The sequence below is a fragment of the Archangium violaceum genome, from assembly GCF_016859125.1.
In the GTDB taxonomy this organism is placed as follows: Bacteria; Myxococcota; Myxococcia; order Myxococcales; family Myxococcaceae; genus Archangium; species Archangium violaceum_A.
On sequence record NZ_CP069338.1, the window covers coordinates 2,177,564 to 2,200,533 of the forward strand.

The 22,970-nt window shown below is 68.4% G+C and carries 20 protein-coding genes; 5 read left to right on the forward strand and 15 right to left on the reverse strand.

All coding sequences use genetic code 11. The features are described from left to right. The first annotated feature begins 176 nt into the window (after positions 1 to 176). Positions 177 to 1,157 carry a TerC/Alx family metal homeostasis membrane protein gene (locus tag JQX13_RS09345; RefSeq protein ID WP_203408694.1) on the forward strand — a complete coding sequence of 327 codons (981 nt, stop codon included), beginning with the start codon at positions 177 to 179 and terminating at the stop codon, positions 1,155 to 1,157. Positions 1,158 to 1,181: 24 nt separating this feature from the next. Here JQX13_RS09345 and JQX13_RS09350 read toward each other — a convergent pair whose 3' ends face one another. The 3 genes from JQX13_RS09350 to JQX13_RS09360 form a co-directional block, all read right to left on the reverse strand. Further along, positions 1,182 to 1,640 carry a DUF6496 domain-containing protein gene (locus tag JQX13_RS09350; protein ID WP_203408695.1) on the reverse strand — a complete coding sequence of 153 codons (459 nt, stop codon included), beginning with the start codon at positions 1,638 to 1,640 and terminating at the stop codon, positions 1,182 to 1,184. 69 nt (positions 1,641 to 1,709) lie between these two features. Then, positions 1,710 to 2,573, reverse strand: coding sequence for a hypothetical protein (locus tag JQX13_RS09355; protein ID WP_239014640.1), 864 nt, complete (start codon positions 2,571 to 2,573; stop codon positions 1,710 to 1,712). Positions 2,574 to 2,586: 13 nt separating this feature from the next. Continuing rightward, positions 2,587 to 2,964, reverse strand: a complete 378-nt coding sequence (locus JQX13_RS09360; protein WP_239014641.1) for a response regulator — start codon at positions 2,962 to 2,964, stop codon at positions 2,587 to 2,589. Between the two features lie 372 nt (positions 2,965 to 3,336). Here JQX13_RS09360 and JQX13_RS09365 point away from each other — a divergent pair, with 372 nt between their 5' ends. From JQX13_RS09365 to JQX13_RS09380, 4 genes are all read left to right on the forward strand, one after another. Continuing rightward, positions 3,337 to 3,786, forward strand: coding sequence for a Fur family transcriptional regulator (locus JQX13_RS09365; RefSeq protein WP_203411945.1), 450 nt, complete (start codon positions 3,337 to 3,339; stop codon positions 3,784 to 3,786). A gap of 152 nt (positions 3,787 to 3,938) precedes the next feature. Next, the gene (locus tag JQX13_RS09370) at positions 3,939 to 4,439 is read left to right on the forward strand and encodes a hypothetical protein (RefSeq protein ID WP_203408697.1); all 501 of its coding nucleotides are present in this window, start codon (positions 3,939 to 3,941) and stop codon (positions 4,437 to 4,439) included. A gap of 268 nt (positions 4,440 to 4,707) precedes the next feature. Then, a complete protein-coding gene (locus JQX13_RS09375) occupies positions 4,708 to 6,198 on the forward strand; it encodes a hypothetical protein (protein WP_239014642.1) in 1,491 nt (496 codons plus the stop codon). A 277-nt stretch (positions 6,199 to 6,475) separates the two neighbouring features. After that, on the forward strand, positions 6,476 to 7,387 hold the full coding sequence (locus JQX13_RS09380) for a metallophosphoesterase (RefSeq protein WP_203408698.1): 912 nt from the start codon (positions 6,476 to 6,478) through the stop codon (positions 7,385 to 7,387). Here JQX13_RS09380 and JQX13_RS09385 read toward each other — a convergent pair. The 12 genes from JQX13_RS09385 to JQX13_RS09435 all read right to left on the reverse strand — a co-directional run bounded on the left by JQX13_RS09385 (position 7,381) and on the right by JQX13_RS09435 (position 22,940). After that, positions 7,381 to 7,788 carry a sensor histidine kinase gene (locus JQX13_RS09385; protein WP_239014643.1) on the reverse strand — a complete coding sequence of 136 codons (408 nt, stop codon included), beginning with the start codon at positions 7,786 to 7,788 and terminating at the stop codon, positions 7,381 to 7,383. The genes JQX13_RS09380 and JQX13_RS09385 overlap by 7 nt on opposite strands. Continuing rightward, on the reverse strand, positions 7,752 to 8,180 hold the full coding sequence (locus tag JQX13_RS53850) for a hypothetical protein (RefSeq protein WP_239014644.1): 429 nt from the start codon (positions 8,178 to 8,180) through the stop codon (positions 7,752 to 7,754). Before JQX13_RS53850 ends, JQX13_RS09385 begins: the two co-directional genes overlap by 37 nt. 253 nt (positions 8,181 to 8,433) lie before the next feature. Next, entirely contained in the window at positions 8,434 to 10,116 is a 1,683-nt protein-coding gene (locus JQX13_RS53855; protein WP_430384162.1) for a DEAD/DEAH box helicase, read from the reverse strand. A gap of 145 nt (positions 10,117 to 10,261) precedes the next feature. Then, positions 10,262 to 10,885, reverse strand: a complete 624-nt coding sequence (locus JQX13_RS09395; RefSeq protein ID WP_203408701.1) for a hypothetical protein — start codon at positions 10,883 to 10,885, stop codon at positions 10,262 to 10,264. A 26-nt stretch (positions 10,886 to 10,911) separates the two neighbouring features. Continuing rightward, positions 10,912 to 12,537 carry a SitA5 family polymorphic toxin gene (sitA5, locus tag JQX13_RS09400; RefSeq protein WP_430384163.1) on the reverse strand — a complete coding sequence of 542 codons (1,626 nt, stop codon included), beginning with the start codon at positions 12,535 to 12,537 and terminating at the stop codon, positions 10,912 to 10,914. A 16-nt stretch (positions 12,538 to 12,553) separates the two neighbouring features. Continuing rightward, positions 12,554 to 13,312: an SIR2 family NAD-dependent protein deacylase gene (locus JQX13_RS09405; RefSeq protein WP_203408703.1), complete on the reverse strand. Its 759-nt coding sequence runs from the start codon at positions 13,310 to 13,312 to the stop codon at positions 12,554 to 12,556. A gap of 233 nt (positions 13,313 to 13,545) precedes the next feature. Then, positions 13,546 to 15,804 carry a diguanylate cyclase gene (locus JQX13_RS56190; protein WP_430384164.1) on the reverse strand — a complete coding sequence of 753 codons (2,259 nt, stop codon included), beginning with the start codon at positions 15,802 to 15,804 and terminating at the stop codon, positions 13,546 to 13,548. A gap of 445 nt (positions 15,805 to 16,249) precedes the next feature. Continuing rightward, positions 16,250 to 16,702, reverse strand: a complete 453-nt coding sequence (locus tag JQX13_RS09415; RefSeq protein ID WP_203408704.1) for a DoxX family protein — start codon at positions 16,700 to 16,702, stop codon at positions 16,250 to 16,252. A gap of 116 nt (positions 16,703 to 16,818) precedes the next feature. Then, positions 16,819 to 18,729, reverse strand: a complete 1,911-nt coding sequence (locus JQX13_RS09420) for a sensor histidine kinase (protein WP_203408705.1) — start codon at positions 18,727 to 18,729, stop codon at positions 16,819 to 16,821. 179 nt (positions 18,730 to 18,908) lie between these two features. After that, on the reverse strand, positions 18,909 to 19,322 hold the full coding sequence (locus JQX13_RS09425) for a hypothetical protein (RefSeq protein WP_239014645.1): 414 nt from the start codon (positions 19,320 to 19,322) through the stop codon (positions 18,909 to 18,911). A gap of 69 nt (positions 19,323 to 19,391) precedes the next feature. Further along, on the reverse strand, positions 19,392 to 19,586 hold the full coding sequence (locus JQX13_RS53860; RefSeq protein WP_239014646.1) for a hypothetical protein: 195 nt from the start codon (positions 19,584 to 19,586) through the stop codon (positions 19,392 to 19,394). A gap of 444 nt (positions 19,587 to 20,030) precedes the next feature. Beyond that, positions 20,031 to 22,940 (reverse strand): TonB family protein, encoded by a 2,910-nt coding sequence (locus JQX13_RS09435; RefSeq protein ID WP_203408707.1) that lies wholly within the window; start codon positions 22,938 to 22,940, stop codon positions 20,031 to 20,033. Positions 22,941 to 22,970 lie beyond the last annotated feature (30 nt).

The following is a 22,970-nucleotide window of genomic DNA, read 5'->3' on the forward strand; positions in this document are numbered from 1 at the left end:
GTTCTTGAGCGTTTGGGGTCCCCGTGGATCCAGACCCCGTTCCGAACGAGACAGCCACCGCCAGGATGGAACATTGAAGGGAGAGCGAGCGGACGAGCACCGCCCGCGCCGCATGTTCCCGCTGGAGGGAGGGAGCCCCGGTTGTTGGTGAGCCCCTGGATTGTCAGCTTCCGAGCATGAATTCCAACCCGGTCTCGCCGTGGGAGTGGGCAATCTTCGGGGTGATCGTACTGGCGATGATCCTCATCGACCTGCTCGCCCACCGGCACAAGCATGGGGAGACGAAGAAGGCGGCGTATGCCTGGAGCATCGCCTGGATCCTGGTGGGTCTGGCCTTCGGGGGCTTCGTCTGGGCGAGACACGGGGCCATCACCGCGCACGAGTACCTGGGCGCCTATCTCATCGAGAAGAGCCTCAGCCTGGACAACCTGTTCGTCTTCCTCGTCATCTTCGCCAGCCTGAACGTGCCCGAGGACAAGCAGCGCCGGGTGCTCTTCTGGGGCATCTTCGGAGCGCTCGTCTTCCGGGCCCTGTTCATCACCCTGGGCCTGCGGGCCATCGAGCAGTGGCACTGGGTCGTCTACGTCTTCGGCGCCATCCTGATCTTCGGTGCGTTCCGCGTGGCGCGCCGCCATCCCTCGGACGAGTCGGACAACAAGGCCGTGAGGTGGTTGGAGAAGCGCCTGCCGGTGACGACGCAATTCGAGGGCTCGAGGTTCTTCAAGCGCGTGGACGGCCGGATACAGGCGACGCCGCTGCTCATCGCGCTGCTGTCCATCGAGCTGTCGGACGTGGCCTTCGCCATCGACTCGGTGCCCGCGGCGCTATCGGTGAGCCGCAACGTGTTCGTGGTCTACTCCTCGAACGTCTTCGCCATCCTCGGGCTGCGCGCGCTCTACATCGCGCTGGCGAAGACGGTGCATGAGCTGCGCTACCTGCACTGGGGGCTCGCGGCGGTGCTCGCGTTCGCCGGCTTCAAGATGATTGCCTCCGATTGGCTCCACGTGTCCCCGCTGCTCTCGGTGGCCATCATCGTGGTGTGCATCGGCCTCTCCGTCTGGTGGAGCCTGCGCGCGCGCCGCAAGGCCGCCAGGAGGGCGGGAGCGCCGCGGGAGGAGAAGCCCCGCGGCGAACCGTATGAGGAAATCCACGCGTAGAGCGCCCCCGAGGGGTGGAGCCGGCTACTTCTTCGTCTTCGTACGAGACGACGAGCGGCTCCGGGCCGTGGAGGAACCCCGGCGGGAAGCGCCCGCGCGCGAGGCCGTCTTCGCGCGGCCGGTACGGCCGGCGGCGGCGGCGCGGGGGCTCTTCTTGGCGCCCCGGGTGGTGGTGGCGCGACGCGGCGAGGCGCGCTTGCTCTCGCTCAGCTCCCCTTCCCGCTGTCCGAGGCGCAGCGCGCTCTGGGCGCTCCGACGCGTCTTGCGCTTCGCCTGGCCGGGCTTCGGCGCCGGCAGGGCCACTCCGGCCCGACGCGCCTTGGACAGGCCGATGGCGATGGCCTGCTCACGCGACTCCTTCCCGTGCTTGCCCTCCTTCAGATGGTGCATCTCCTCGCGGACGAACTCACTGGCCTGCGTCGTCGGGCGCTTTCCCGCGCGCTTCGCCTGCCGCGCGCGCTGGAGGGTCTGCTTCTCTGGCATCCGGTGTCCTTTCGTGTGGGGTCGCGGGGCCGAAGGTGGTGACGGGGGGCGGGGTTGACAAGAGGCGACCTAGTGGCGCCGCCGCTCGATTTCGCGCGCGAGCTCCTCCTCCAGGTGCCGGAGCATGACGTCGGCGTCGAAGGACTCGTCGCCCTCGCGCCACACCACCAGCGGGTCCGCGATGCCCAGGCGCTGGAACAAGGCGCGCAGCCGCTCCATGGCCCGCTCCATGGCGGCGAGGGTGGTGGGTGAGCACCCGGGGTCGCGCTTGCGCAGGAGGGCGAGGCTCAGCTCCAGCGTCTGCAAGGGCGTATTGGTGGCGTCGCGCACCACGAGGAAGAGCCGCGCCAGCCGCTCCAGCGCCTCGGCCTCCGTGCGCGCCTCGCGCAGCTTCAGCTCGATGGAGTGGCTGCGCACCCGGTAGGCCAGCATGGTCAGCGCCACGCCCCCGTAGACGAGCGTTACCCACGGCTCCCACGGAGAGCGCACCCCCGGGTGCTGGCCCAGCCCCAGCGCGAACCAGAGCACCACCGTCTCCAGGGCGAAGGCGGCGATCAACCCACCTCCGAGCCACAGTCCGGTGGGCGCGAGCACGCCCAGCGCCAGCATCACCAGCCGGTGGCCCGTCATGGGCACCCAGAGGAGCCCCGAGCCGGCCATGGCGTGCTCGGCCATGGCGAAGACGGGGAGGAAGGGCAGCACCGCGCCCGCGAAGCAGGCCTCGACCAGGACGGTGCGCAGCCGCTGGCGGAGCGCGAGCAGCACGCCCAGCAGCACCAGCGCCCAGAGCACGTGCAGCGCGCGCAGCACCGGCAGGGTGGTACCCTGGAACACCCGGGCGTCGATGAAGACGTAGGCCAGCTCCGTCAGCGCGACCAGGACGGAGCCGACCACGGCGCCGCGCCAGGCCCGCGCCCACAGCTCCTGCTCCACCGCCCCTGGCACCCTAGGTCGTGCCGGTTCCACGGGCACCACCCCCCACCAGCTCCAGGAGGACCTTCGATTGGATGGGCTTGGAGAGCACCTGGACCTGGGTCAGCTCCAGGGCCTCGCGCACCAGGGGATGGGAGCGGGCGTGGCCGGTCAGGAAGACCGTCCTCCCGGGGAAGCCGTTGTCCCTCAACCAGCGGTACGCATCCAGCCCGCTGGGCACCCCCTCCCCCAGGTTGATGTCCAGGAGGGCCAGCCCGCACCCGAGCGCTTCGTCCGCCTTTCGCCGCAGCTCCGCCACGGAGCCGGCGCTCACACAGGCGTCCGCTCCGGACAGGAGCAGCAGCTCGCAGAGGATGGACCTCAGGTCTTCATCGTCCTCAAGTACGAGCACCCGTAGCACGTGTCCCGCCCTCCACGGCTGGCTGTCACCTCGAGCGTCCGACGCTCCGGGCCCCCCTCGCAAGCCGGAACCGGGCGGGTGCGGTACTTTTTCGGACAGGACGGTGGGTAGCGCCCCCCCTACTCCCGGAGTGAACAGACCCACGCCCCAGGTCCGGTGTCCGCCCGGCCACGGTCCCTCCATCATTCAATGCAACATCCCTGCATTTGTGATGGAATTGCGAAGCGCTCGGGGTCAGGGGGAGCTGCCCGGCGTTCCCCTGACTGGCCGGAGTCGCCGCCGGTATCCCCTCGGTGCCCGGTGTCGCACCTTGATTGAGCAAGTGAGATGCAACTTTTAAGGAGTTGGGTTATGCGGAAGGAGATGGCTGCAAGGAAGAACGCACCCCAGCCGAAGCTCGCCGACTACCAGGACCGCCTCCGTACCGCGGGACTGCGCAGCACTTCACCCCGAGTGGCGGTGTTGCGCGAACTGGAGTCCGCGACGGCACCCCTGAGTCACGCGGATCTGGTGGAAGCCCTGAGTGAGGAAGGCTACGACCGCGTCACCATCTACCGCAATCTCACCGACCTCACCGAGGCCGGTCTGGTGGTGCGCGCGGACCTGGGAGACCACGTCTGGCGCTTCGAGCTCAAGCGCGAGGAGAAGTCGCACCAGGGCACCCACCCGCACTTCACGTGCACCGACTGCGGCACCGTGGCCTGCCTGCCCGCCGAGTCCGTCCGCATCACCCCGGCCAAGGGAGCCCCCAAGGCCGTGAGCGCGCGCTCGGTGGACGTCCAGCTGCGCGGCCTGTGTGACCACTGCGTCTAGGTAGCCAGGTCCCCGCCTTCAAGCCCCGCCCGCCTGCCCGCTCTCCGGACGGCATTCCCGCCTCCGGATCGCCTCCGGTTGGCGTCGCCCCCCGTGGATACCACCGTTCTCCGGCAGGTATCCCACACGGGTATGCATATGGAGGGGTCATCATGAAGAAGCTCCTGGCCACACTGGTCATCACCCTGGGCACGGCCGCCCTGGCGCAGTCGAACGTGGACCCGAAGGCCCAGAAGGAGGACCAACGCAACGACGCCAGCCGCATCGAGACGGGCATCGACTCCACCGAGGTGTTACCGGGCCTGAGCGGCTCCAAGGCCCAGAAGCAGGCCGATCAGCAGCAGGCGAGCGGCGCCCAGAAGTCGAGCGACGCCGCCCTGATGAACAAGGCGAACGCCTTCAACCTGAAGGGCACCCTGAAGAAGGGCTCGGATCGGGATGAGGTCATCCTCTCGCGCCAGAACCAGAACCTGCCGGACGTGGAACTGGACGTGAGGGATCAGACCCAGGTGATGCTGGACGGCAAGAAGGTGGCGGTGGGCGACATCCCCGAGGGCGCCCAGGTGCGCGCCAGCTTCCAGCTCGTCGAGGATGACGCGGTGGCGGTGGAGCTCAACGCCACCAGCCCCAAGAAGGGCACCCAGAGCAAGTAGGTACCCACGAGGGAAAACCGGGCACCCAGCCGGTGCCACGGTCGTCACACGTGATTGTCGGAGCCGGGCCCGTCTCCCTCTGAGGGGAACGGGCCCGCTCCTTTTCCACCCAGCTTCCGGCGCCGCGAGGGAACGTGAGGTGAATCCCGCTTCCCTCCGTGGCGAGGCCTCCATCCCGCGCGTTCCCTCGACCAACCCACCCTCACGGGTATGGCCCTTGCTCTGCTTCACCGCGATTCGAGCAGGAGCCCGAGGAGGCGGGAAGGTCATGCGCAGACTGTTGGGAGCGTGGGCGGTGGGAGCGGTGGTGGCGTGGGGCTGCGGCGGCACGACGGATGAAACGCGGCCACGAGGACAGGACGAGAACCCGGCACATACCGATGAGCCGGCTCCGCCGGTGCTCGAGGAACCACCCCCGCCGATCGTGGCGGAACCGGACCCCGGCACGACGGATCCGGGAACCACGGACCCCGAGCCCACGGACCCCGAGCCCACGGACCCCGAGCCCACGGACCCCGAGCCCACGGACCCGGATGTCCCGGCGCCGGTGGCGACGCCGGGGCCGTGGCCGAACGAGCCGCTGGTGAACTACTCGAGCCGCTATGGCCTCGGCAACGTGCGGGCCATGGCCGTGGACGACGCGTACAACATCTGGTTGCTGGACGGTGCCCGCATCGGCGTGCTGCGCCCCAGGGACTCCGGGCCGCGGTGGACGAGCGGCGTGGGCCAGGCGGCACCGGGCTTCGGCGCCGACAAGCTGGCCATGGGCTCCACCGTCATCTGCGGTGGCAGCGCGGGCCGCGCCTACGTGGGCTACTTCACCTACGAGCTGGACAGCGCCTTCATCTACAGCCCGGACGGGAGCAACTTCCCCCTCTACAACGACCCGGACCCGAGGCGCTTCGATCCCGTGCGCTACCAGGAGTACCAGAAGGGTGACCTGGACGTGGTGAAGCTGCAGGAGGACGGCAGCGTGGTACTGGAGACGCACCTGAGCCGCTCGGCGCGCAGCAACGGGCCGCAGGACATCGGCATCCGCAACACGAACGATCACCACTTCGACGAGGACCGCTCGGTGCTCAGCTGCGTGAAGGTGATGCACGGCAAGCACAAGGGCGACGTCTACATCGGAACCAACCACGGCGTGACGCGCATCCAGGGCCTCACCTACAACAGCCACCGGCACCCGGTGTGGTTCAAGCCCAAACCGGACGGCGGCACGACCCAGATGGCCGGCTACACGTACGCGTTGGGCATCGCGCAGAACGGGGACGTGCTCATCGGCAATGATTGGAGCCTGGGCGTGGTGACGCCCTCGGTGAACCTGGCGGACTGGGACAAGGTCAACGACTCGCTCAACCCGGAGAAGCTCAACTCCTACCTCCGCGGGCTCAACTCAGAGGAGGAGAAGGACTACTGGCGTGGCATCCAGCAGACCACGGACGGGCTCTACTACGTGGCGAGCAAGGACTACGGCCTGTGGCGGATGCTCATCTCGCGGAGCTCCGAGGCCCATGGCGACAAGGTGGAGGGGCTGCCCACGGACCAGCTCACCTCGCTGGCGGCCACGAATGACGGCTCGCTCTTCATCGGCACGGTGGGCTTCGGACTCTGGAGGCTGGACGCGCAGAAGAAGCTCTCGCACGTGGACGGCGTGGACGGCACGGTGGTGGAGCAGCTCCTGTATGATCCCACGGTGGACCCGGGGATGCTCTACGTGCTCACCAACGGGGGCCTCACGGTCATCCGTGGCCACTGAGAGCCGCCCTCCCTCTCCCCCCGGGAGAGGGCCGGGGTGAGGGTATCCGCCCCCCTGGCCGCCAAGGGAGGGCACTCCATCACACACAGGTCCGTCAGGACACCGGGCCGCCGGGCCATGCTCCGGTGGCCCGGAATTTTTCGTGACATTTTTGCCTTTACCTTCCGCCCGCTGACACCGTCTGGAGGCCGGGCGGGCGGACATGAACCGCGCGCTCGTCGCCCATGGGCGGTGTCCACTACAATGCGAACCGTCTCCGACCGACGGAAGGATACTCATGCCCCTGAGACTCGCCCGCCGACGTTCCGCCACCCAGACCGCCGAGGCGGTCTCCGCTCCCGTTCATGGGCCGCACCGGAACCACATGAAGCGGAACGAGCTGAGGGCCGTGGCGCCGGACCCGCTGAGGCCAGAGGCGCGGCTGCGTTGGAGGGATCACTTCACGCTGTCGGAGAACGTGCTGCACGTGCCGGGGATGCACCGGGAGCACGACGGGCTGCGCATCGCGCACCTGTCGGACATCCACGTGGGCCAGGCGACCTCGGCGGTGCGCATCCGCCGGGCGGTGGCCGAGGTGAACGCGCGCAACCCGGACCTGGTGTTCCTCACGGGCGACTACGTCACGCACAGCCCCAAGCCGCTGCCGCGAGTCATCGAGCTGCTGGCGGGCTTCTCCAGCCCGGTGTTCGCGGTGCTGGGCAACCATGACCACTGGGTGGACGCGCACTACCTGCGCACCGGCTTCGAGCGCCTGGGCTACACGGTGCTGCAGAACGAGCACCGCCAGGTGCACGTGCGCGGGGCGCCGGTGACGGTGCTGGGTATCGACGACGGGCGCACGGGCCGAGATGACGTGGAGACGACCTTCCGGGGCGCGCCCGAGTCGGGCACCCGCCTGGTGCTCACCCATGCGCCGCCCACCGTCGACAAGCTGCCGCCGCACGGCAACCTGGTGCAGTTCTCCGGGCACACCCACGGAGGCCAGTTCGTGGTGCGCGGCCTCACCGAGGCCATCTTCCGGCGCGCGGGCCAGCCCTACATCCAGGGCCACTACCATGTGCGCGGCAACCAGCTCTACGTGAACATGGGGCTGGGCTTCGGCTTCGGCGGGCCCTACCTGCGGCGCGGCACCTATCCCGAGGTGGCCTTCTTCACGCTGCACCACGTGGAGACGGCGGCCTCTCACTGAGCCGCCGCTGTCCCGCACACGCCCAGCACCTGCTCCGGGGCGGAGGCCGGAACCACCGGCACCTCCGCCGCGGCGACTGGCAGCCGGACGGTGAAGCACGAGCCCCTTCCGGGCTCCGACTCGACCTCGATGCGGCCCCCGTGCCCGGTGATGATGCCGTAGGCGACGGCGAGGCCCAGGCCGGTCCCCTCGCCCACGGGCTTCGTCGTGAAGAACGGCTGGAAGAGCTTGTCACGCACCTCGGCGGGCATGCCCACCCCGTTGTCGCGCACCCGCACGAGCACCTCGCTGGACCTGGAGAGGGTGCTCACCTCCACCACGCCGTCCCGGGCGGGCAGGGCCTGCGCGGCGTTGACGATGAGGTTCACGAGCACCTGGCCGATCTGCCGGGCCTGCCCCACGACGACGCCGTGAGGTAGGCGCCGAGCCCGAACCGCAGCATGGAGGAGTGGCCCACCGGATCCGCGAGCCCATTGAGGAAGAGCACCTGGAAGAGCACGTTGAACCAGGCCAGCAGGTTCCAGTGAAGGAGCTCGGACACCGCCGTGCTGATGAGCAGGTTGCCCACCAGCAGGAGCCATGTCCCGAGCACGCGGCGCTCCGGCCGTTTCAGCCAGGCGGTGCCCAGGAGGGTGACCCCGCCGCGCAGGACGCTGAGCGCGCAGAGCGCCCCCACCGTCGTCCACCTGCCCCAGGTCTCCGAGAGCAGGATGCCCTGGAAGAGGCCCACGCACAGAAAGGTCCAGAGGGGCAGGTCCCGGGCGGCATCAGTGGGTGGTTGAACCCTGTTCATGGAGAGCGCCCCCCGTCATCGCAACCGATGAGCCTCGGGATGGCGCGGAGCCCGCCGCCACCCGTTGTCTCACATTCGCGGAATGAGAAAGATCGTAAAGCAACACGCATGAACGCGGGCGCGCCCACCAGGAGGGAACGCCGCCTCGGAGGCCGATGTCTGTGTCATGGGAGACAGCCCGAGCCCGGGCGTTTCCCCGTCAACGCGGGCGGTGTCCTGGCGTCGACAAAGAATTGTGCGCTCCGATGTATGCCTAACGGCCCCGCCGTCCCCCGCCGCCACGGCCTCGCGAGGAGGGGCCTGTCCCGCGTGGAGGACCCCCCTTGCGCCCTCCCACCTTGCCGCCCGGACGCTCCGCGCCGCGGGTGCCGCGCCTGCCCTGGCCGGTGTTCTTCCCGCGCGTATCCGCCCCCCTCGCGCCACGGGCGGTGTCCCGGCCACGCACGCCTTCACCCCGGCGCGCGGGCATCGCGCGTTCCCCGCGAGGGGACTCCTCCCTCCCGCGGCGAGGAGCCGCGCCGCGAGCCGTACCTCCACCGCGAGCCGTCCCCCCACCGCGAGCCGTACCCCCACCGCGAGCCGTACCCCCACCGCGAGCCGGTGCCGCACGGCGGCTGCTGTCCCCACCGCGACGCTCCGGTTTGCCCTCGCGCGAGGGACCCACTCCACCGCGGGCCTTCTTCCCACCGGTCTCGGTCCGGGGACGGGGACGTGGACGTGTGCGGTCCGCCTTGCTCGCCGGAGCCTCCCAACTCTCTTCGAGATCCATCAGGCCCGCGCCATCCTGCCCCTCCCGGAATGTCTGCATCTCCTCGAGGAAGACGGAGTCCTCTCGCGGCACCTCGACGCGCGGCAGGGTCATGCGGGTGATGCGCTCGATGGCTCGCACGGTCTCCTCGTCCCGCTCGGTGACGAAGGTCGAGGCACGCCCACTCGCGCCGGCCCGCGCCGTACGGCCGATCCGGTGGACGTAGTCCTCCGGGGAGTGCGGCAGGTCGAAGTTGATGACGTGGCCGATGTCATCCACGTCCAGCCCGCGCGACGCGATGTCGGTGGCCACCAGACAGCGGTACTGGCCTCGCCGGAAGCCCTCGAGCGCCTGGCGGCGCTGTCCCGGCGTGCGGTCGGCGTGGATGGCGGCGGTCTTGTAGCCCGCGCGCTTGAGGACCTCCTGCACCTTCTCGGCGCGCTCCCGGGTGCGGGTGAAGACGAGCGTGCTCAGTTGATCCCTGGCGAGCAGGCTGAGCAACAGCGGGTACTTCTCCTGCGGATCCACCTCGTACAGCCGCTGCACGGCGCGAGCGGCGGGAGTCCCGCTCGGGGTGACCTCCACCCGGACGGGCCGGCGCAGCACCTCCTGGGCGAAGCGCGTCACGTTGTGGCCGAGGGTGGCGGAGAAGAGGAGCGTCTGGCGCTCGCGGGGCAGGGCGGCGAGGATCTGCTCCAGCTCGGGCACGAAGCCCATCTCCAGCATCCGGTCCGCCTCGTCCAGCACGAGCATGCGCACCGAGGAGAGGTTCACCGCGCCCGCCTTGAGCAGGTCGGCCAGCCGGCCCGGAGTGGCGAGGATCAGCGAGGGACGCTGGCGGAGCACCTCCACCTGGGCGCCCATGTCGGTGCCGCCGATGACCACCGCCCGGGAGATACCGCGCGGCTCACCGAAGAAGGCGGCTTCCTCGGCGATCTGCTGCACGAGCTCGCGCGTGGGGGCGAGCACCAGACCGGCGGGGCTGGGTTGACCGGCCAGGCGCTCGACCAGGGGCAGCAGGTAGGCGGCTGTCTTTCCCGTGCCGGTGACGGCACAACCAATGACGTCCCGCCCGGCGAGCGCCGGCGGGATGGCCTGGGCCTGGATCGGAGTGGGAGAGGCGAAGCGGGCGCGCCGCACCGCATCGAGCGATTCAGGAGAGAGGCCGAGGGACTTGAAGGTGCTCACACGTGAGGGGCTAACACACCCGGACGCGCGGAGCGACCCACAATGTCCTCCCACGGGAGAGAACCCGGGCCTTTGACCGGTTGGCGACGCCCCCTCCCCGACCGGCCAGCCGGAATGGAGCACCATCCGAGCGGCCGTGCACCTCTCAATGGACGATAAAGTCGAACCTCTCGATTGCCGCCTTGAGTTCCTCTTCGGTCGTCTCGCAACGCCTTGCCTCGGCGGGCGCGTAGAACGACAAGGCCACCGTGGTGGGCAGTTCCTTGTAGGGGCCCTCCAGGGTCACCGGGCTGAAGCTCCCTGGCCACGAGGCGCTCGTGAGCTCACGACCTCTGCCGAGGGGATCCAGGATGGTGAAGCAGGGCCAGCGAGGGAGACGCAAAGTACGAGGGTCACAACTCTGGAAGCGACAGAGGTCCAGGCGGGTCTCCGAGAAGTCGCAGTCCTCCACCGCCCCGTGCTCCCACCACTTCCCATGACCGGGCCACGCGCCGAAGTCGCAGCCCACCATGCGGCCCGTGAATCGACAGCCCTTCAGTGCCGCGCCCGTCCAGGAGAAGCGCTTCAGCTCCTGCTTCAACTCGATGTCGCAGTCGATGAAGGTCGTTGACCGGATGAACAGCTTACGGGTGGGTACTCGCACCACGATCGTGCATCGCCGCAGCGTCAGGTTCGGCCCGAGATAGAGAAGGCGATCCGCCTCGGCCTTCAGCTCCACACGCGCGTCCTCCATCTCGCGCTCCTCGTAGATGATGTTGCCGGGCCTCATTTGCGCGCACCTCAGAAGAAGATCATTCAGAAGAACTCTCCGGCCATCCGGCGGCCGTGCACTCCAAAATTCTCGTCTGTCCCAGATAGCACTTCGTATCGCAGTCCACCTGGCCTGGGATCCACCACATCGACCCCTCGCTGGTTCCAGAGCAGGTGCCCGAACTCTTCCTTCATCTGTCGATGTACCCAGCGCCCCCTGGCCAGCCCCTCCAGATGAGCAACACTCCGGAGGTTCCCCGCCTTGCGCACCTTCTCGATCACCTTGCGCTCATCCGGGGAGAGCTGATGGGGCCCCCATTGTCTTGCGATCCGCTCGGCTGCGGCTTGCAACTCGTCTCCCAGCTTGTCCTCCGCCGGGATGTCGCCAAGCCACTTTCCGCGTGGCAGGTGCCACCTCTGGCCGTTACCGAGGATGACCTGATGATTGCCTCCCCGATGACGAATCGCGATGGTCCCTGAGTGGCATTGAGGAGCTACCGCCGAACTGTTCTGGCTGAACATCGCCCCAGCCAGAGGGCCCTGGGGTGATGTGACGACAGCGAGGGCATGGTCCGACAAGACCACCGTCTCCACCGCCACCACATGCTCCACTGCCTCCGACAGCGTTCCCCGGAAGCCCTGGGCCTTCCACTGCGCCTGCATCGAGCCGTATCTCGGCAATGAACGAATGCGCGCAGCCGCGTCTCCCAGCGTGCGTCCGCTCAACGTCGCCACAGCCAGAACCAACGCCCGAGCCGCGTCCGTGCCAATTCGCCTCCCGAACACCTCCCCCGCTTCGCGCAACTCCGCGAACGTGGTGGCCTCGTAGGCCCGGTGCGCCATTGCTGCCCACCCATCCACAAGCCCCCACACAGCGTCCACGCCCAGCCATGCCACCAGCAGTACCGATAGCGCCGCGGCTGCTGTTTTGAGGATGGGCTCGGGCACCAGCCAGAGCGCGAGGTACATCCCAGCAGCCCACACCAGCGACGAGAGCACCGCCTGGGGGCTCAACTCCCGACCCAGGGCATCCCGCGTCTCCTCCAGGACGGAGCCGAAGGCCAGAGCGAGCGCGAGCGTGCGCTGATCATCCGTACGCAGATAGGGCCCGTCAGTGAGGAGGCCCAGACAATCACCACCGCCGTGCCTCTCGCACCACCTCAGATATCTGGCCCGGAGCGCAGCCTCTGCCTGGGGGACGAGCGGGCCCTTGTCGTTCAGGGGGACCAGCCTGTAGACCCGACCGCGATACACCTCTGCGAGCAGTTCCTCCTCTGGCATGGACTGGAACAGCCGCTGCGCGGCCTCTTGCGGCGTCCCCTCTATTCGCAGCCCGTCCCCGAGCTGCTGCACCGCCCGGCGGAACTCCGTCCCCCTGACGGCTACCGCCCGTGTAGAGCCGCCGGGCTCGAGCACGTCCACCTCGACGACGCTCACCTGCTCGAGCTGGGGGACGGCCCGGCGGGATTCCCGCGCTGAAGCTTCCGTCGGTGGAGTCAGCGGCGGAGGGCCGCCCCCGCCCACTCGACTACCCATCGGAGTTCGGGTGACACACGCGGCGTGGAGGACGAGGACGATAAGGGCCAGAGCACCTGTGCCTCCCCACCGCAGTGGACCTGACGAGCCCCACCGAATGGCGGCGCACACGGGACTGCGGTTCTGCTTCGCCATGAGAAGCGCCTTTCCGTTACGGAGTCATCGGACGCTGATGACCCACGGCAGCGAGCTCTCGCACGCGAGCCACGAGCGGCTCGCCATACTCCGCGTAGGTCAGGAGCTCCAGGGGAAGCCCCTGCAGCCGTGCACGCATGCGGTCACGCTCGGCTCCGCGAACGAGCACATAGTGAGGGCCCCCGGCACCCCGGAATGTCTCCTCGAGCCACCGGAGTTGATCGCCGAAGGTCGTATCCTCGAAGCTGAAGCCGATGAAGAGCAGCGTGTGTGACGCGAGCAGGACGCGCAACGAGGTGAGCGCGGCCTCATAGTGAGAGCCTCCCGCATCATTCGTTGCATAGAGGCGGCTGTATCCATCGGGCGTGAGGATCAGATCCGCCGCGTTCGCGATCGTGCCATGCAAATGCCAGATCGTCGGGTAGTCGAGGTGGTCGCGCAGCAGCCTCACGAGCTCCGCGGGCGCCTCGATATCCCAGGAGCGCAGATCGTCCCGCTCGGGACATGCCCAATGCAAGACGCGGTCGTAATTCGTCGTGAGCACGAGCTTGCTGCCGAGCTCCCAGATGGCGCGTGGCAACGCGAGGCTCTCTTCCAGGGCACGGCCTCGGGGCGGATCGAATACCTCGCTGAGCACCTTGTACCAGGTCGGGCCAAGGCCCTCTCGCGCAGCGCGGGCCGCATCGAGGTAGTTCGGCACCTTCTTCGACAGCGCCCCCCGTACCGCCATCGCGTCGCCGGTAAGCCCTTCCTCATCCAGCCTCTGCGCCACCATTCCAAGCAGAGTTCCCCAGCTGGGGAAGAGGCGCTCACCTGGTCGTGCTGCGTCCAGAACCGCCATTGACGCACCCGCGCCGACGAAGGGGATGACTCGCCCCTCCATGAGCGCCATACGCAATCCCGAGGGAACGAGCGGGCTCGTCGGCGAGGCGGTGGGCGGAGGCTGAGCGACCCGTGCGAGCCCGATCATGGCCACGGTCGGAGCCCGCCTGGACAACGGGTTCGACATCACCACCGTGTCAGCGGGCGGAGACGAGACGACCGGCGCGGCCATCGGCACGGCACTCGAGGTGGGTTGCCGCTCGGACGGAGGATTCGGCGCGGGAATGGCTTGGGTGGCCTCGAAGAAGAGCCGGGCCCGGGTGTCGAAAGGAACGCGAATCGAGGCCTTGTGGTTGGAGGTGACGCCCCGGACGCGGGCCTCCGCTCCCTTGGGGCGCCCAGCCAGAGTCCCTCGGCCAGGAACACCTCGACCCGGCCACAGCTCTCGCAAGTCCGGGCCGCCACGATCGGTGCGAGGCACAGCGGCGCACGGCCCTGGACGAGCAGATAACACCAATCGCGCGCCAGCCGCGCCTCGAGGCGCTCATGGCCGATGGGAAAGTGTTCGGTGGCGCCCTGGTGGCCGTAGAGCGCGTAGCGGACGCCGTCGTCATCCGCTTCCAGCGATTCGATCTCCGCCACGCTGACGAGCCGAGCCTGCTTGAGTGGCTCGAGGAGCTTGAGGAACTCATCCAGGAGCTTTCCGAACACCTCTTCCTGCTCGCGATACGCATCGTCGGACAGGGTGATGCCGTGGCCGATGAGCCGCTCCCGCTCGAGGACGGCCTCACGTACCCGCTCCGACAGAGCGGAGCGTTGGCCATCGTTTCTCACCAGGCTCCGCAGCGCGCCCATCACGGGTTCACCCGACGACCTGGGAAGGAGCACGGCGAGCTGGACGGCCAGCTCTTCCCAGGTGCCCAGAGGGAGTGGCTCGCCGGTGTGGCTGGCGATCAGGGCCGCGGCATCGTCGCGAGCCCGCGCGTGCTCGCCATCACGCAGGAGAGCAAGCTCCAGGGCCACCACGAAGCGGAGCGACGACTCCAGCGCATCCACGATGGCCTTGAAGCGGGTGAATGCCGTGCGCTGGGCGAGGACGAGCGCACGCGGCGCGGAAAGGGGGAACGGCAACTCCGAACGAGAATCCAGCAAGACCGCGCGCCCCGCGTCATCAAGGAGTTGGACTGCGAGGCGATCCAGGCATCGCTCTCCCGAGGCCACGACAACCTCCGGGGGCAGAACCGCTGTGCGCAGCGAGCGCGTCAGTCTCCCACTGACTGCATCCGGAACAGGCCGCGCCACCCAGGCGGCCCTGACCGCATCCACCACGGCACGGGCCCGCTCCTCACCACTCCTCACCTCGAGTGCCGCGAGGACATAACGGTCCCGCCAGTTTCCCAGAAGATCCGCGGGGCCAATGACTCTTTCGACCTCCTGCTCCAACTCGAAGGTCCACGTCTCGAAGCTCGATGAGCCCAGGAGCTCGATGATGCTGCGCTCGTCTGCTACCTCGAAAGCCAGCACGGGACCAGGAGGAGATCTGTCGAGGTTGCGTCGCACGAGTGCCATTCCGTCGATGGGCCGACGGGGTTCACGCACCAGCGACGTCACCGAGGCCAGAGTGGTCGCAACTGGGTAGATCGTGCCAACCACCCGGTTACGTCCGCTCTTCTTGGCTTTGTAGAGATTGGCGTCTGCGACCTTGATGAGTTGCAGGGGCTCCATCATCTCCGGCGTCATGTTCGCCACCCCCAGCGACAGGGTGACCGGGATATCCTGGCTCTCGAAGGAGAAGTGCTTCTTCTCGATGGTCTGGCGGATCTTCTCCGCGAAAATGAGTGTCCTGTCCGCCCCGTCCTCGGGGATGACGAGCGCGAACTCCTCGCCGCCGTAGCGCGCGAAGCACTGCTCCTTGCGCACCATCCGCTTGAGGGTCTGCGCCAGCTCGCGCAGCACGTAGTCACCCGCAAGGTGCCCGTGGACATCGTTGATCTTCTTGAAGGAGTCGATGTCGAACATCATCAGCGTCAGCGGGCGCCCGTAACGGTGGCACCGCCCCATCTCCCTCTCCAGGTACTCGAGGAAGTAGCGCTTGTTGTTCACCCCGGTGAGCCCATCCACGATCGTCAGCGTGTAGATGGTCTCGTGGTACTGCAGTTCCACGTTGTCACCGGTGAGGAACTTGAAGATGGAGCCGCCCATCTTGATGAGGTCACCGCTGCGCAGCGGGGTCTCCTGCGTCACCTCATGGTCGTTCAGGTAGGTACCGTTGGTGGAGCCCAGATCCTGCACGAACATCCTCCCCTGCCTGCGGAGGATGCGCGCGTGCTTGCGCGAGACGTTGTCGAGGTCCACCACGATGTGGTTGCCTTCTTCTCGCCCGATGTTGAGCTCGATCTCATGGAGCGTGTACTTCTTCCCCAACTCCGGCCCGTGGATCTGCACGATGCAGAATTCCGCATCGACTGGACTCGCCAGATCCTTGATCGAGGATACCGTAGTGGCACGAGTCTCGTCAGAGTTCGAAGGGAACCGTGCGGCTCTCCTTAACAGCCTCTGAGCGGGGCGGCGATGGGGAGGGGTGCGCAGCAATCCCAGCGTCAGCAATCCCCTTGCTCTCCGTTGCCGCGGCTTTCGCTGCCGGGTTGGAAGTAATCGCACGGTATTGGGCTGTCGGCTCAAGATCGATCTTTGCTTGCGACTCCGCTGCGGTCGGCTCTGGCGCATCCCCCCTCACCCCCGGAGCAAGAGAATGTGGCTGCTGGTCACTGGCAACCACCGCACCGATTCCGCCTTCCCCTACGCTGCGCTCTGATTCCGCCATTCGCGGTGATTATGCCTGTTCGGCGAAGGGCCAAGAAGGGACCCTGCCCATCCGGAGTGCCCCCACTCAAGACTGTGGGCGCGGACGCAGGGCCGGTGGCAGGCGCCGGGCTTGCCGCTCCAGGAGCACCCGCGATCGTGCCCTGATGCTGTAAGGGCCGGGTCCGAAGTGCACGAGCAGCAGCGCCCCTCCCGCCATGGAGATGTTCTTCCAGAAGTGGGTCATCTGCATCGCCGCCTCCTGGGGAGGCAGGCCCCAGAAGCGGTGCATGGTGAGCGCCGCCGCGACGAGGAAGACGGCGATGGCCACCGCGGCGATGCGGGCGAAGACACCGAGCAGGATGCACACCCCACCCACGAGCAGCACCACGCCCGAGCCGTAGATGGCGAGCGCCGGGAACGGAAGGCCCGCGCTCCGCGCGTAGCCCATCATCGCCTCGCCGTTGGCGAAGTGGTTGAAGCCGCTGAAGATGAAGATGGCCGAGAAGAGCAGCCGGCCGAGTGGAGCCAGGGCATCCATGACGTCCTCCCTTTCCTCTCGGGGCCAAGATACGCACGAGATGTGGCTCACGATGGGGGCTCGGAAGGACATACCCTCACCCCGACCCTCTCCCAGGGGGAGAGGGAGCATCCGCGTCAGGCCGTCTGTGCCGCTCCCGAGGCCCGGTCCCTCGTCCCGGCTGATTGGCGCGCGTCCCGGGGCAGGACGACGGTGAACGTCGTCCCATGGCTCGCCTCGGAGCGCACCGTCACTCGGCCGCCATGCGCCTCGACGAGCTCTCGCACGATGAACAGCCCCAGCCCCAGCCCGCTTCCCCGCCCGCTCCTGCCCGCTCCCACCTGACGGAATGGATCGAACAGCGTGGCCATCTGGTGGCTCGGGATGGGTGCCCCCCGATTGGAAATCTCCAGCACCTGCCGCTGCACATCGCCCGTGCACCGCACGAAGACAGGACCCTCCTGCGTGCCGTGCACCAGCGCGTTGGCCACCAGGTTGCTCACCACTTGCGCCAGTCGCTCCGGATCCCAGATGCCCTCGCCCTCGCCCTGGGTCTCCAGGATGATGTCGCGCTCCGGGTGCGCCACCGTCAGCTCCTCCACCACCTGCCGACACAGCGCGGGCAGGCTCGTGGGCGCCAGGTTCAGGGGAATTCCCCCGGACAGCCGCACGCGCGTCAGGTCCAGGATGTCCGAGATCATGTTCCCCATGCGCGCCGCGCTCGTCTCGATCCGCCGGGCCAGCTGCTCCTGGGACGGAGGCAGGCCACGCCGCAGCAACGCCCGCGCCGACAGCGAGATTGCATTGAGTGGGTTGCGCAGGTCATGCCCCAGAATCCCGATGAAGCGCTCGCGGAACCGCGCCTCCTCCTCCATCCGCTCCACCGCGCGCCTGCGCTCGGTGATGTCCATGATCGAGCCGATCATCCGCACCGTGCGCCCCTTCGCGTCGCGGGCCAGCAGCCCCCGGTCCAACACGTGCGCGTACGTGCCGTCCTTGCGCCGGAAGCGGTACTCGCCCAACCACGCCTCCCCGCCCGACTCCACCGCGTGCTCGAAATTGCGCAGCACCATCTCCCGATCATCCGGATGCACCTGCTCCGTCCACCAGCCGATGCCGCCCATCTCCTCGGGGAGGTAGCCCAGCACCGCGAGGCTGGCCTCGCCCCAGTGGATGTGATCCGTGGAGGGGTTCCAGTCCCAGAGCAGATCATTGGTGGCCCAGGAGGCCAGCCGGTAGCGCTCCTCGGCCTCACGCAGCGCCGACTGGGCCCGCGCGCGCTCGGTGCAGTCCATCACCACGCCGAGCATCCGCGTGGGCTGGCCTTCCTCGCTCAGGGTCTGCCCCACCACCTCGTAGCAGCGCACCGTGCCGTCCACCCACCGCCCGCGGAACTGGAAGGTGTAGGGACCCTCCGCGCGCCCTCCCTGCTCGAGGGCCTCGATGACCCGGGAACGCTCCTCGGGGAGCACCCCGTCCAGGAAGCGCTCCGGCGTGTCGGCGACGCTGCCCGGAGGCCAACCGAAGAAGACATCCGCGTTGGGGGACCAGAGGAGGGTGCGTCGCGCCGACGACCACTCCCACGTCACCATCCGCGCCGTTTCCAGCGCCAGCCGCAGGTGCTCCTCCCGTGCCCGCGCGGCCCGCTCCCGCTCCAGTTCCTCGCGCAAGGCGCACAGTTGCGCGTGGGCCTCGGTGATGTCGGAGAGCCACAACGCGAAGCCGTCACCGTGCTTCACCGCTCGAGCCCGGAACCAGCGCCGCGCGCCCGCGACCCGGCCGCACAGCTCGAAGGTGAGCGGCGTGCCACTCGCCACCACCTCGCCCAGGGTGCTCCGTTCCGGCAAGCCCTCCACCCCGCGCCATGCCGAGAGCGCGCGGCCCAGGCCTTCCACGAACGGCTCGGCCGCCGGGTTGAGCGATGTCCACTGGAAGTCGAGCAGGACGCCGGTGTCATCCCGCACGGACTGGAAGACGATGCACGCATCCGGACACCCGGCATGGAGCCGCCACGCGAGCTCGGGCCCTGGATCCCAGGATGAAGCCATGCGTCCCCCCCGGCACCCACACTCCCGGGGAGCGGAGACGTCCGGGGGGCAGGCGCGGACGGGCAGTATGCCATGGGCTTCCGGGCGTCAGCCATGTACCCCAGGACAATGGACCCAGGGACAATGGACCCCGGGATACACCCAGGTGCCCGATTCCAGGCGCGTGTCAACTCACCTGCTCAATAATCCACGGCCAGGATGCGCCACCCACGAACATCCACGGCATAGGTTGCGCCTACGTCCAGAACGGGATCGCGCAGGGGACATGCATTGGGGTCGAGAACGAAGCGGACGAACACGACCCCCTCGGGTCCTGGAAAGGCGGAGACGTTGAAGGACTCACGTCGGTACAGGCACACCTCTTCCGGAGTGGCCCCGGAATGGGGTCGGGTGTTCCGAGGACGGAAGTCATCCATGGCGAGCTGAATCGCCGTGGCCGTGACCCCCGGTATATTCAAGCGTGACGCTTCCGGGATGATGAACGGGAACTGCACCCGCGCCGCCTCCTCGGGAGGCGCATGCTCGGGACGATAGCGACCGAACTGCTGGAAGAAAGTGCAGGCGGGGAGAAACACGAAGAGGAAGGGCAGCATCGGGCGCTTCATGGATGTCTCCGCTCAAGATGACAGGTCAGCCCAGGTGCGCAGGCGGGGAAGTGGCAGCTATCCGCCAGGAGGGCTCACGACTCCGGTGGCCTTGTTCTCGGGCTTGATGATCCCGATGAGCACCCATTCCCTTCCCCGCCGCTCGTACACCTCACCCGGACGCGTCACGCCCAGGTAGGGAATGAGTTTCATGACACGGCACGTGGTGTCGAACTGGAGTCGAATGGACCAGAGCTGGTTCTTCTCCAGCATGTCCTCCTCGGACATTCGGGAGTAGGGCCAGGGGTGGCTGTGAAAATCGGCGAGCACCGAGACGTGTCCGCGAGGGTCCTTCACATACCGGGGGGTCTGCACATCTTCCGCTTCGTCGGGTTGATCAACACCGCGGAGCCAAGGGGCGAAGGATGGCTGGCGTGATAGATGCCATCTCCAAGTGAGTAGATGGCTCCGCAGTACTCCTGCCCGTATTCCCGCCGTTGGACGCGAGGCAGCCTCATCACGGCGGGACACAACTGATCGATGACCGCATCGGCATCATGGGATGACTTGATCTCATCCCAAGGACCACGCACCCAGACCTTCCCCTCGGGGTTGTAACCGTAATTGCCCGTACCGCCCCCCAGGCCTGGACTGCTCGCGCAACCCAGGAGCCAGAAACACGCGCATCCTGCTCGAAACCGCATACAGTCCCGTCTCTCAGTACCGGCCCTTGAGGCCGAGGATGGGCAGCACGATGGGCAGGCCCGTGGGCTTCTTCTCCAGGGGAATGCTCCCGCCGCCGATGTAGTCGAAGCTGACCACCTCCTGGCTGATCGTCACGTTGAGCATGTCCAGATAGGCCTCGAGCGTGAAGGTCTCATAGGCCCACGCCTTGGACAGCCGCAGATCGAAGCGGAAGAAGGACGGCAACCGGTCCGCCTTGTCCCGGCTCACGGGTATCCAACCCGGCCGTCCGGAGCCATCCGTGCCCTCCACCATCGTGCGGCTGGTGAGGTTGCCCGACTCCGGACGGCCGGAGTTGAAGTGCAGCACCCCGCCCAGGGTGACGTTGTTGGAGAACTTGTAGCTGAGCACCAGATTCGCGACGTGCGTCTGGTCGAAGACGTAGGGCAGGTACGCCTCGGCCTCGCCCACCGGCTGGCCGCTCGAGTCGTACTGCGTGAAGCGCGTGAAGCGCGTGCTGCGCTGCAGCGAGTAGGACAGCCAGCCGAACCAGTTGCCTCCCAGCGGGCGGCGGATGAGCAGCTCCAACCCGTACGACATGCCGTGGCTGCGCAGGTCCGGCAACTCGAAGTCGGGGATGGGCTCCTCCTGCTTCATCCCCCGCACGAGACCCCGCCCCCCAGGCCCCCCCGGCCTCCCGGGCTCCACGTCGGGCCCGCCCGGCGGATCGACGACGATGGGCGGCTCCTCCAAGCTGAAGGGCGTCAGCTCCACCGTGCGCAGCATCGGGTTGAAGTAGCCCTCGAGGCTCACGTCGAAGCCCCACAGGTCCTTGTACTCCGCGCCCGCGGAGATCTGCAGGGCCTGCTGCAGCCCCTGGTTCAGCGCCGCGATGTCGATGATGGGCAGGCTGATGAGCGTGGTGGGCGGCTGGTGGTAGAGGCCCACACCGCCCTTGAGCGTGAGCTGCTCGCTCATCTTCCGGCGCACGGAGAGGCGCGGCTCCACCGCGACCTCGTTGACGCCGCCGGACAGGTGGTAGTTGTCCACGCGCAGGCCGGGCACCACCGTCCACCCCGGCTCCTTCTCCCACAGCAGCTCCGCCCACAGCCCGCTGAAGGTGGCGAGCGCCACGGGCAATTCGAGGCGCGTCCTCTGGAGCGGGCCACCTCCCTCCGGACGGGAGCTCTGCTCGAGGGCCACCATCGCGCGCTTGCTGTCCACGTCCAGGCCGCTGCGCAGGGAGAGTCCCTCGCCCAGCTTCCGCTGGTAGCCCATCCGCGCGGTGAGGTCGCGCTGGTCGATGTCGATGGTGGTGCCCCCTTCTCGCGCGCTCTCGCCGCCGATGGAGAAGCGGTCCAGCCCCCACGTGACACCCGCCTCCAGCTCGCCGCCTCCCACCGGGTGGCGGTAGCGCAGATCCACCCGGTGGAAGAGGATGGCCTGCAGCGCGGTGGTGCCGGAGTCGCTCGTCGCCTGCGTGCCGAAGGTGTCCGAGGAGCCGAAGGCGAAGAGGCGCAGCCGGCCCGGCCCCACCTCCTGCTCGATGCGGGCCTGGTAGTCATAGAAGTCCAGCACCAGCTTCGAGTCGTTCGAGCCAGGCGGTTGCAGCGCGTTGGCCGCGAGGGCGATCAACCACGGCGTATACGACAGGCGGCCCGCCACCGAGACGTTGGTGCCGGTGGACTGGAAGGGGTACTCGATGAAGAGGCCCGCGTTGAGGAAGTCCGCGTAGGCACTGCCATGGACCCGGTCATCGCGCGGGCGGGTCAACCGGCCCTCCACCGCGCCGCCCGTGAGCCGCCCGTACTGGGTGGACGGGTTGCCCGCGTAGAAGTCGATGGTGTCGATGAAGTCCGGGTGGATGACGGCGGGCCCGAGGAAGAGGTGGAAGAGGATGGGGACGCGGATGCCGTCGAGGAAGTAGCCGGTGGAGGCCGGCTGGCTGCCGCGCACCACCGGGTACGAAATGCCCGAGAGCATGCTGTTCACACCGGGCATCAGCATCATCACCCGGAAGGGATCCCCCATCGTGCCGGGGATCTCCCGCAGCTCCGCGTCGTGCAGCGTGACGCGGGACACCTCGGTGCGCTCGCGGTCGCCGCGCACCACCGTCTCGTAGGGGTTCACCACCAGCGGCTCCAGGCCGTACACCACCTCGAGCGTCTCGCCCTGACGGACCTCCTCGCGGAAGGCGTTGGGCTTGTGGCCGGGAGCGGTGACGCGCACCCACTGGGTGCCCGGGGGCAGCCGCGCCTCGAAGCGCCCATCCGGCCCCGTCTCCACGGGCATGTCCCGCGCCGCGTCCGACACCAACACCGCGCCCACCAGCGGCTGGCGGTTGCCCTTGGCTCGCACCAGGCCGCGCAGCGTGACGGGCCGCGAGGCCGGATCCTCCACGGCCACCACCTGCTGGGGCGCCTCGAAGCGGTACTCGAACTGGAGCCGCACCTGCACCGGCACGCCGTCCACCCTCGCGGGGGAGAAGCGCAGCCCGGGCGCGGCATGGAGCGCGGCCTCGTCCAACAGCGGGTGCAGGGCCTCGAGCAGCCGGACCTCGGCCACCTCACCCTGCTCGTCCAGGAGCAGTTCCAACCGCACCGTGCCCGCCACCGGCTGCGCGGCGAGCGCCTCGGGGTAGCGCGCGGGCGAGTCCGCCAACAGCTGGGGCGCCTCGAAGCGTGGCTGCGTGCCCCCGTCTCCCTCCCCCGCTCCTTCCAGGGCGAAGCCGCCATCGGAGCGCTGGAGGTCCACTTCCGTCCGCACCAGGCCCGCGTCGGGAGCATCGGCGAGGGGCGCGTCCGGAATGTTCTGGAGACCGGGAGGTGTGGTGGGCGCCTGCGCTCGCGCCGGGGCGAGGGGGAGCAACCCGGCCAGCAGCAGCACGCCCAGGGCCACCCGCGGCCCCCACGACGCGTTCAACCGCGACTGCTCGTTCACCATGCGCACCCGTCCATGCTGGGAGGGGGGATG